The sequence below is a fragment of the Suttonella ornithocola genome (assembly GCF_001889065.1).
GTDB classification, from domain to species: Bacteria; Pseudomonadota; Gammaproteobacteria; order Cardiobacteriales; family Cardiobacteriaceae; genus Suttonella_A; species Suttonella_A ornithocola.
The window spans coordinates 1-11,248 of record NZ_LWHB01000089.1 but is presented as its reverse complement, the minus strand read 5'-3'; the positions used below and the strand labels follow the sequence as shown (position 1 = coordinate 11,248).

At 40.1% G+C, this 11,248-nt stretch carries 6 protein-coding genes; 1 reads left to right on the top strand and 5 read right to left on the bottom strand.

The genetic code is table 11. The features are described from left to right. From A5N85_RS07385 to A5N85_RS07335, 5 genes are all read right to left on the bottom strand, one after another. On the bottom strand, window positions 1–185 hold a 185-nt coding region (locus A5N85_RS07385), incomplete at its 3' end, for a helix-turn-helix domain-containing protein (RefSeq protein WP_143143212.1). Window positions 186–276: 91 nt separating this feature from the next. Further along, the gene (locus tag A5N85_RS16965; RefSeq protein WP_281268162.1) at window positions 277–408 is read right to left on the bottom strand and encodes a hypothetical protein; all 132 of its coding nucleotides are present in this window, start codon (window positions 406–408) and stop codon (window positions 277–279) included. A gap of 372 nt (window positions 409–780) precedes the next feature. Then, window positions 781–7,017 (bottom strand): putative Ig domain-containing protein, encoded by a 6,237-nt coding sequence (locus A5N85_RS14640; protein ID WP_084601693.1) that lies wholly within the window; start codon window positions 7,015–7,017, stop codon window positions 781–783. A 127-nt stretch (window positions 7,018–7,144) separates the two neighbouring features. Further along, window positions 7,145–7,891, bottom strand: coding sequence for a hypothetical protein (locus A5N85_RS07340; RefSeq protein ID WP_072576652.1), 747 nt, complete (start codon window positions 7,889–7,891; stop codon window positions 7,145–7,147). Between the two features lie 2 nt (window positions 7,892–7,893). After that, entirely contained in the window at window positions 7,894–8,841 is a 948-nt protein-coding gene (locus tag A5N85_RS07335) for a hypothetical protein (protein ID WP_084601692.1), read from the bottom strand. Between the two features lie 102 nt (window positions 8,842–8,943). Between A5N85_RS07335 and A5N85_RS07330 the strand changes: the two genes are divergently transcribed. Continuing rightward, a complete protein-coding gene (locus A5N85_RS07330) occupies window positions 8,944–11,067 on the top strand; it encodes a type I secretion system permease/ATPase (RefSeq protein ID WP_072576651.1) in 2,124 nt (707 codons plus the stop codon). Window positions 11,068–11,248: the final 181 nt, after the last annotated feature.

Here is an 11,248-nt window from a genome sequence, read left to right as displayed (position 1 = left end):
TTAAGCAAGGCTTCATCATCAATCTTTGAGGGCTTACGCTCAGTAAAACCTTTAGGATGGGGATTTTTAATCCAGCTATAGACGGTGAATTTGCTGATCTTGTAGCGCTTTGCAACAGCGCGCCAAGTTTCTCCATTAGCAATATCGTTAAGAATTTTCTGTCGGAATTGGCGACAGTAGGTCATAGGATATGCTCAGTTTGTTTTTGATAATTCTACTACAAGTTGTTCTTTATATCTGCTTTGGATAGATTGGATTATAAGTGATTTGACTATATCAGAATTTTTGTTGTTGCAGGCTTTGTCGTATAGTATTCCAGTCAATAACGGCTTGAAGCTTGAGTAAAGGACATTGATTGATGTGTTTGGCAATGATGCTTTTGAGGATTTGTTGAAAGAAGGTTGTCATGTTTTTTCCTCTATATCGGCTCAAGAGAAAGATTAGTGGTTTTTTAGGGTTTTGCAAAGATTTCAGTTTAATAAAAAGCCTCGTTTTCACTAGGCTTTTAGTAAGCAGCTATTTCTCAATAGATATAGCAGGGTTCCCAAAAAATGCATACTGAGACCTTTGCAAAATTCCGTTTCACACTAATTTTTGCTACTAGTAGAAAAATTAACGATATGATTTTAATATTTTTTCAAAATTTGAAAAATTGAAATTTCTCTATTTTATGTTTTTTTTGCAAAGATCTCATACTGTACTTGGAGGTAAAATTATGTTTCTAAGGCGAATATTGAGTTAACATTGTATGCATTTTTTTGGGAAGTTGGCTATAGCGTTTTATACAATCGGTTTTTCTACATTGACAGATGCAAGATTGCCCAATTCCGGCATTTCCATTGAATGGAACTCATGGTTATGACTGCCGTTTCCAAAACCTGCCATTGCTTGAATTAAAGATGCTGCTTGATGACGGGGTTGCTCATCATTGACTGAACGTAGAGCTGTTCTTTCCTGATTTTGTTGCGCTTCTTCTTCAAAGACAGTAGCTCTATATTCTTGCCCGTTAATAATAATGCCTTCCATCCGTCCTTTATTTGCAGCGGCATAGCGATCTTTAATGACAATCTTATCCTCACTATTCACAAAGCTCAGAACCTGATCATTTCCCTGACGTTGTAAACGGATTTCTTCCAGCTGATAACCATTTAAGATAAGTTTATCGTTCAACCCGCCCTGATCATCAATCATATCTTCTCCATCACCTTTGTTAAACTGATAGATATCGCTGCCTAAGCCGCCTTGGAGAAGGTCATTTCCTTTGCCTCCGATTAAGGTGTCATTACCGATTAAACCGATAAGCGTATCATCGCCTTTACCGCCAATTAAAGTATCGTTAAACCAGTTACCGCGTAAGGTATCGTTTCCGCTTTCACCGGTAATCGTTCCACCGTTCCAAGGGGTATTAAGCTCAAGGTCTTGGTGGGTGATATGAACGCTCAAAGTCTCTTGATGGCTGAGTCCTTGAGGGTCGTTGGCTTTGACTGCAATGTCGAGATTTTCTTGACCAATAGGAACATCCCCTTGTAACTGTTGAGTTAACGGGTTATAGCTTAACCAAGCCGGCAACGCCGTTCCATCTGCTTGTGTTACTTCGTAAGTTAAAGGATCGCCTTCTGGATCAATAAAATGATTTGTTGGAAGTTGGTATTGCCACGTGTGTCCTTCTGCGGCTTCCGTTTCTAGTAGTGTTCCTTGACTTTGTGGTGCATGGTTTACATTCAAATGCAAAGTGGTATGGGTTTGATAACCTGCCGGATCTCTAGCGGTTAGTATGAGTCCTAAAGTTGGGCTGCCGAGTGGTGCAGTACCACTAAGCTCCCCGCTTTGCGCGTAAAAGTCTAACCATTCAGGGACTTTACTGCCGTCTGTTTGGGTGAGACTGAAGGTTAATGCGCCTTTCTCCGGATCGCTGAATTGCTGTAAATTAAGCCGCTCTGTAAAGGTTTGTCCTTCATTGATATGCATATCCTCATAATGCTTATTAAGGATTGGCGCTTGATTAGCAGCAATATGCAAGGTAAAGGTTTGTTGATTCGTCAAACCGGCAGCATCTGTTGCAATCAGTTGTAGCGGAAGTTCTGCTATTCCGGCAGGTGCGATACCTGTTAACGTTCGTGTCTCTTTATCAAAATGAAGCCATTCAGGTAAGGTAGCACCATCGCCTGTTTTGACTTCATAGCTCAGTGCGTGTCCTTCCGGATCGCTGAATAAAGCGTTACTGAGAATTTTTGTAAAGTGAATTGCTTCGGTAGCAGAAATATCCTCTGCTTTTTGGCGGATTTCTGGTGCTTGGTTAGGCAAAATTTTAATACTTAATTTTTGTTTTACTGATAGTGTGGCTTGATCTATTGCACTAACAATAAGTTCTAAATCTTCTGCTTCTAAAGGTGGAATACCAGAAAGATTCCCTGTCTCTTTATCTAAGATTAACCACTCTGGTATTGCTGTTCCATCAATTAGTGTTGCAGTAAAAGTTAATTTATCGCCATCTGGATCATGAAATTCAGCTGCTATATTTTGAGAAAAATCTTCTGCTGCTGTTATTTCAATATGACTTTCTGGATGGTCAACGATTGGAGATTGACTAGGGTTACCACCGTTACCAAGATAGTCAATATAACTCTGTGACCAAACAGTGCCGTCATCAAATTGGATATTATCCAATCGATAATCGTAAACTTTTCCTGATATTTCGATTGGCAATGCATAATGATTAACGAGCGTAATTTGATCTTCAGCAGAGTCTGTAAAAGAGATAATTAAATCATCATTGTGGCGTGTCAATACAGTTTTTGATGGATCGTAGCCTGAAATGTGCAACCTATCAACAGCGTTAACATCATCATAATAATCATAGCGATCCTGTTTACCGCCTTTAGTGTAGTAAACAACATCATTGCCACCAAGCGGTGCAATAACATCATCAAATGTTGTGGCATAAATTAAATCATCTTTTTCAGTAATATTAGGGATACGACGATTAATCTCTGCTTTATCCCATGTAATACCGCCATCAAAAATAATTTCACTTAGTGAATGAATTTCTGATGAGAAATATTCTGCTAAGCGAATTTCTTCATGGCTATCGTGCAATAGTAACAGTAAATCATTATTTTCTTGACGCAAAGTGATGCGCTGTGGATTGATATTATGAATGACAAGGCGATCAATGTCTCCTGAATGCGCATCTTTTTGACTAATTGTATCGTTGCCATCTCCACGTCGCCAAATATAAGTATCATTGCCACTACCACCTTGTAAAAGGTCTGAGCCATGTCCGCCATTTAATTGATCATCACCTGACTCCCCATATAGTCTGTCATCATCATTGCCACCATTTAGATAGTCATGACCTTGACCACCATAGAGCTGGTCATTTCCCTCTCCACCATCAAGGTTGTCGTCTCCAAAGTTGCCATAGAGCGTATCATTGCCTTCTTTACCATAGAGAATATCATCTCCATCTAAGCCATCTAATACATCACTCGTTCGATAACCATATAAGCTGTCATTTTGTGGTGTTGCTTCAATAGCTTTATGGCGAATGATTTCAGGATTCCAAATTGTCCCATCTTCGAAATGGATTTCAGCTAGGGCAGAAGCTGAATAACCATCATTAGAAAAATAGCTTGATATTTCAATACTTCCACCATCACTCATAGAAAGTCGTAAATGGTTATCGTGGCGTAAGACCTTTACTGCCTCAGTGGAGGTACCCAAGATAGAAAGTTTGTCTAATGGTTGCTGCCCCGAATCGCCGGTAATAATCATATCGTTGCCATCACCATAATGATAAATATAGTGATCAGCACCTGTTCCACCATTTAATAAATCATTACCAATGCCGCCTGAAAGAGTATCCGCTCCTTCGCCGCCATAAAGTTTATCCTGACCATCTGAACCTTTTAAACTGTCATTACCTGTATATCCATAGATAATGTCATCTCCAGCAAGACCGTCTATATCATCATCACTGGCATAACCATAAAGGGTATCATTCTGAGGTGTTCCTTGTAACAGCATATGCTTAACAGTATCAATATTCCAAATGCTACCGTCGTCAAAGACAATATGATTTAACGTTTGTGTGCTATTAGCATCATTATTGAAATATTGTTTAATACGTACTTCACCACCATCTGAAAATACCAGTAATAAATCCTGCTGATGACGTGTCAGTTTAACCTCTGCTGGGTTTATCTGATGCAAGTGCAATTTATCGTCATCGCCAACTTCGCCATGATTATCAATAATATCTTTTCCATCGCCTAACGTATAAACATATGAATCATTACCCGCATCACCTTGTAAGAAATCGTTTCCTTTACCACCAATGAGCGTATCGTCGTCTGCCCCTCCATAAAGTTGATCATTACCTTCATGACCATCTAGCGTATCATTTCCGCCACCACCGTAGAGATGGTCATCGCCCGAGCTACCCTCTAGTTTATCTACTTCTTCATAACCATAAAGCGCATCATTTTGTTCGCTACTTTTTTGAACAAATTTTTTAATATCTGGCAATTTCCAAACAGTTTTATCATCAAAAAGAATTTCATCTAAAGCATAACCACCCAAACCATCGCCGACAAAATACCGTTCAACTTTAATGACAGCATCATCAGCCATTTTTAGTAATAAATCTTCTCCCTGACGACTCACACGAACATCATTAACCGCAATATCACGTAAAATCAATCTATCTTCACGCCCTTGAGTTGTATCATGATTGATAATGACATCATCGCCGTCTCCTAAACGATAGACGTAAGCATCGTTTCCGTCACCGCCTTCTAAGGTATCATTTCCTAAACCGCCAATAAGCACATCATCACCAGCGTCCCCGAATAAACGATCATTGCCCTGACCACCTGATAATAAATCGTGTCCATCACCGCCATGAATGTCATCATCGCCTTCATCACCAAAAAGATAATCACCTTGATAGCTGCCTTGTAGCGCATCATTACCTGCACCAGCCGCTAAATAAAGCTCATCGCCTTTAATCTCTAACGCATCATCCCCAAAACGAATGGCGTTTCGTATCGTTTCGCGTAAGGCAAACGGTAAATCAGAAGCCTTATTTTCAATAGCTTCTTTAAACTGCTTCTCTAAACGATCACTATTAATTACCGTCGCAGAAAGAGCAAGACTAAAGTCGCGTAATTCTGCTATGGCACTTTTTGTATCCGTTTTAAATTTATCCACAAACCAATCAGCGGTTTGACTAAACTCACCATCCCAGCCACCACATTCACACGGCGTAAACTGAATGGTTTTCCACGCTTCTAAATAATGCGTTTGCATTGCCAGCTGTGTATAAGTAAACGCTAATTGTTGTTGATAAGCTGCTTCAAGCGCATGAGCATAACGTCCGCTTGGATTGGCTTGTAAAGCGGCTTGTCCCCAAAAAGCCTCCATTACCCCAACATGTCGCGCATCAATGGCACTACCTCGACTACCTGGATCAACCCCTTCTTGTTTTGTCCAAACAGTGAGAATTTGTTCTGTTAACGCATGGCGATGGTCAATATCTTTCTCATTAACAAAAGATTGCACTAATGCTTTTAGCTTACCCGAACCATCGCGTTGCATCGCATCGTGGAGCGCATAAACATTGCCAAAACCAAAGGCGGTCGGTAATGCTGCAATCTCAGGTGAAAGCGCAATGCCGCCCCCTTGATGAATATCCACAGGAATGGTTTGCGCTCTATCACTATCAAACCAAAGCGTATGCACCGTTGCATGACCATTGATTGTGGTAAATTGTCCTTGCTCGCGATGCTCAACATTTTGCTCATCGGTAAAGCTGTCGGTGGTGTAATCTGTCGCAAGACTAACAATCCCTAATTCATCAAGCGTTTTTAACTCATCTGCTTGCGCAACGCCATCGCTATTCCTATCTTGCCAAACACGCAACTGATTAAAGACCGCATCATCAGCGTTAATAACGCCATCTTGATTCGCATCAAACTCCTGCAAGGCAATAAAACCATTTTCGGCATACTCGCCATTCGCAAGCTGCGTTTCTGTGCCAAAAAGTTCCGCACCGCCATCAATCTGCCCGTTATGATTCCGATCTAATACTAACAAGCCCTCTTCAGGCGCAACCCATGCCGTTCTTTCAGCAAAACCGCTGTTATCCAAATCAAAATAAACACCCGCTTCTTTAGCTAAGGTATCTATTCTGCCATCCTGATTAAGATCAAGCGTTAGCGGATCACGAGGAGGAGGAGGAGGAGGAGGAGGCGGTGGCGGTGGCGGATAACCACCGCAACCTATTTTAGCGCCATTGATGCCACCCGCAATCCCTCCAATAATCCCGCCAGTTGTCGTGCCAATGGCAGCGCCAATTAAACTACCGACTAAGCCTGCCAATGGGTGTGGGCAAATGGGATTAGGATCGGGGACAGGGTCGGTATTAGGGTCAGGATCGGTATTGGGATTTCCGTTATTAGTTCCACCGTTTCCACCAGTTCCACCGTCTCCAGTATTACCGTTATCAGAATCCTTATCATCAAAAATTTTACTTACTAACTCATAAATATTGATAAGAAAATCTATTTGCTCTGAAGTTTGATTATTATTATTTGCATTAATAAGACTTCCAAAAACTTCAGGAAGAAGATCAGAAGCTGCCTCTATAGGACTATGTTCATCATTAACCAATTTCTCTGCAAATTCCTTAGTTTCCATTCCCGATACAGATGTAGCCGTTCCAGTCATCAGTAGAGATAGTATGTTATTTGCTGTTGGCGATTTTATTGCTTCGTTCAACGCTGTTAAAAAAGCTTTTCCACCTTGAATAGTCGCTCCAGCAGCAGTGGCTAGAAGGGCAACATTTGCTACTTTAGCTAGTTGTTGTAAATGTTCGTTATTTTCAATTAAGGCATAAGTATATTCAGGTTGAGTTGCTGTATTGTTTTTCCAATCTAGTGCAGCATCATATGCATCCTCACCATACTGGCGTCTCTTCTCAGCAGCTTCTTTTTCAAATTTTCTCGCGTTATTCAAATTCTCTAATGCGATATTAGTAGCCAGCTTTCTTGATATAGTCAAATCAGCTAAAAAACAGAACGTTATCTACCGCCAGAATGGCTAGATAAGGGCTATAGGATGTTTTGTTTTTTAGCTGATCGCACTATAAGTCATTTGGATAGTTAGTCTGCTTAACAATTTCTACTAGCTTTTCCGCTTGTTCAACGCTATTCGTATTAATGTTACTACCAGCTACCTCTTGAATGAAATTTTTTAAATCATCAAGTGCTGTATTTTCTTTACGATTTTCTTCTGCTACTGTTGCAAGCGCGGCAATAAAAGCAGGATCAATTTTATTTAGATTAGGGTCGTTCTTTATTAAATGATCATATTTTTCTAAGATTTTTTTAGTATTTTCATAGTTTGCCTTAAAGCTCTTATGTGAACCATCCCTCAATTTTTCATACCATTGCTCCCCTTGAGCATCTCCATGCAGCTGTTTATAAGTTTTTATAGGAGAGTCAAAAATCCACTGTGCATTAATTATTTTACTCCGCTCATAAGATCGCTGCCGAACAAGACTGGCTTCTTCATAGCTTAAATCTTGAGAACCATTTATATCACTATCTTTAACTTTTTGTGAAAATTGATTCAATATTTGAGTGGCTAGATTTTGCTCAAGTTGGTTAATTTCTGTTTTATTAAGCTCCCGTCCCAGTTGTTTCTGAAGAAAAATAGTATTTTCTATACCATAACGGGTCGTCATATCAAATTCTGTTTTCGCCCAAGTCGCACTGCGATACCCTTTCTCTTCAAGATTAAGATAAAATTCTTTTACCTTTCCGCTGTCTAACAATTGTTGATAGTGGAGTAAGTCAGCTTGGCTGATTGTCTGTCTTTTAATACTCATCGTTATTTACCTTCCTGATGGTCTTTAGAAAAACTGCGTAAATGTTGGATAACATACGCTTCAATAGATTGCCATTGTGGCAAGAGATTTCTTGAATACAGCATTTGAACTTTGATGCGCATATCTTCTGGTAATAAAAAGTGATGATCACAAGGAGGTTGCATTCCTCCGGCATTTGAACAACTAATATAGGTTACAACATTATTATCTTTTTCAAGCGTAAAAATATCATCCGAGCGTGTATTTTCTCGCCAAGGTTTCCCTGTTTTCGGTTCTATGCCGGGATTAATATAAAGATTTAAGCCGAAGGGATGTTCTGTGGTTTTTACCCAGTAGGTTGGTATATTCGGGTAATTAGGGTTTATATGGTCGGCTAAATAACTGGTCATCCATTTTCGATTACCGCCATAACGTGAACCACTGGTTATACTAACTCGTACCCAATGTTTATTAGAACCTGAAACATTTTTTTTATATTCCTGAATAATTTTTGGATTTTTCCGATCATATAAAGCCCCGTCTGTAGCACGAAATGTAAAGCCGAAAGCGTTCAATTTAGACGCATAAGTGCGCACCGGCGGATGATAGTGACGGACAGCCTCCATATCCCACCCCGGAGAATCATCGTATTCGACAAAGCGCACAATTGAGGAGGGTAAATTGGCGGGCATTCCACCTAAATCACCAATGATGTAAGCATCGCCATATTGATCTTTAGGCGCATCGTCAGGTTGTTGACCGGCTGCTCCATGCATGACATTGGATAATGCCACCATGTCATTGATTTCACTTTCTTGTGGCGATGCTGATATCGTCTGTTCAGTCTGCCGGGATGATTTTCCCCCTGATGATTTTTGTTCTTGCTGCTCGCAAGCGGTTAATCCTAAAAGTAATGTTGCTAACAGCATGACAGAACTTAGATAGTATTTCGTTTTTTGATAATAATTCACGATTTATCCTTAGTTAACTTAATGCTTGACTGTTGTTCATCTTCCCGTAAACTACCATTAAAATTATAGATAGACAAGCTTTTATTTTTACTATTAAAATTCATGGATTCAACCTTACAAACCACACCACCTACTGCTTTAAATGCGCTACTGGTTATGGCGCATTATCACGGTATAGCGGCTAATGGTTCTGATATTTTGCATCGTTTTTCTGAAAATAAACGGGACTTATCACAAACAGAATGGCTACTTGCTGCGAAAGATTTGGGTTTAAAAGCAAAAGTAGTTTCACGTCCGCTTTCCCGTTTACCTTTTCTGGCATTACCTGCGGTTATTTGGAAAGAGGATGGTTCGCATTTTATCTTGGCAAAAATTGATCAAGAGAAATATCTCATTCAAGATCTCAGCGATGGCAGACCCAAAATTCTAAATCGCGAGGAATTTAAAGCAAGATTTTCAGGTCGCTTAATATTAGTTGCTTCGCGTGCCTCTATATTAGGTTCTTTAGCAAAGTTTGACTTTACTTGGTTTATTCCGGCGGTGATTAAATACCGTCGTATTTTTATTGAAGTATTATTCGTTTCTGTTGTCGTGCAATTATTTGCACTTATTACGCCTTTATTTTTTCAAGTCGTTATGGATAAGGTATTAGTCCATCGTAGCTTCAGCACGCTTGATGTGATTGCCGTTGCTTTTATTGTCGTAACCCTTTTTGATGTTACCCTTAATGGATTAAGAAGCTATATTTTTGCGCATACAACTTCAAGAATTGATGTGGAACTAGGCGCGAGATTATTCCGCCATTTATTACAACTCCCTATTAGCTATTTTGAACAACGGCGAGTGGGCGATACGGTTGCGCGTGTTCGCGAATTAGAACAGATTCGTAACTTTCTCACTGGGCAAGCGCTGACTTCCGTTTTAGACTTGCTTTTCTCTTTTATTTTTATTGCTGTGATGTGGTTTTATAGCGGTTGGCTAACGCTCATAGTGGTCATTTCTTTGCCCATTTATGCGGCTTGGTCGGCGCTCATTAGCCCTATCTTACGCGCTAGATTAAATGATAAATTTGCCCGTTATGCAGATAATCAATCTTTTCTGGTGGAATCCGTAACGGCTTTAGGAACCATTAAATCAATGGCGGTTGAACCGCAAATGACAAGAAGATGGGATAAACAATTAGCCAGTTATGTGCAAACTGGATTTAGGGTTACAAAACTCGCCACCATTGGGCAACAAGGCATTCAGCTGATTCAAAAGTCGGTGACGATTGCAACGCTTTACTTTGGCGCAAAACTGGTGATTGAAGGAAAAATGACAGTCGGACAGCTCATCGCCTTCAATATGTTAGCAGGACAGGTAGCAGCGCCTGTTATTCGTCTTGCGCAATTATGGCAAGACTTTCAGCAAGTCGGTATATCCGTTGCGCGTCTTGGGGATATTTTAAACACCCCCACAGAGAACCCGTCTTCCCGTCTTAATCTGCCTGTCATTCAAGGCGAAATTCAGTTTGAAAAAGTAACCTTCAGGTATCGTGCTGATGCCCCTATCATTCTGCCGGGTTTAACGCTGAAAATTTCTGCTGGGGAAGTGGTTGGGATTGTTGGACGTTCTGGTTCTGGAAAAAGCACCTTAACAAAATTGGTTCAACGGCTTTATATTCCTGAACAAGGTCGTGTGCTCATTGACGGCAATGACCTCGCGCTCGCAGATCCTGCTTGGTTAAGACGGCAAATCGGCGTGGTATTACAAGAAAATGTCTTAATGAATGCCAGTGTTCGTGAAAATATTGCGCTTTCTGACCCCGCAATGCCTTTAGAACACATTATTCAAGCGGCAAAATTAGCCGGCGCACATGAATTTATTATGGCTTTAGCAGAAGGTTATGACACGGTTGTTGGTGAGCAAGGCGCGGGATTATCAGGCGGACAACGTCAACGCATTGCCATTGCCAGAGCTTTGGTAACTAATCCAAAAATTCTTATTCTTGATGAAGCCACCAGTGCGCTTGATTATGAATCAGAACATGCCATTATGAAAAATATGCAGGCAATTTGCTCCGGTAGAACCGTGCTGATTATTGCGCATCGCCTATCAACCGTTCGCTATTGTCATCGAATCATTGCGATGGATAAAGGCGAAATTATTGAACAAGGTAAGCATGAAGCGCTACTTCAGCGAGAAAATGGTTATTATCGTTATCTTTATCAACTACAAGCTCAATAGTAATAGATTTTTATTAAATAAAAGTCGTCAGTTTAATAGTGCAATTGGTCTTTAAAGATGATTTTATTTCTACTTTTATTGAGCATTATTGTTATATTAATGAGGAAATATCTTATATGAAAGAATACTTTAATAGAAATATCTTTAGAATAATATCTTTGACAGCAATACAATATTTTAT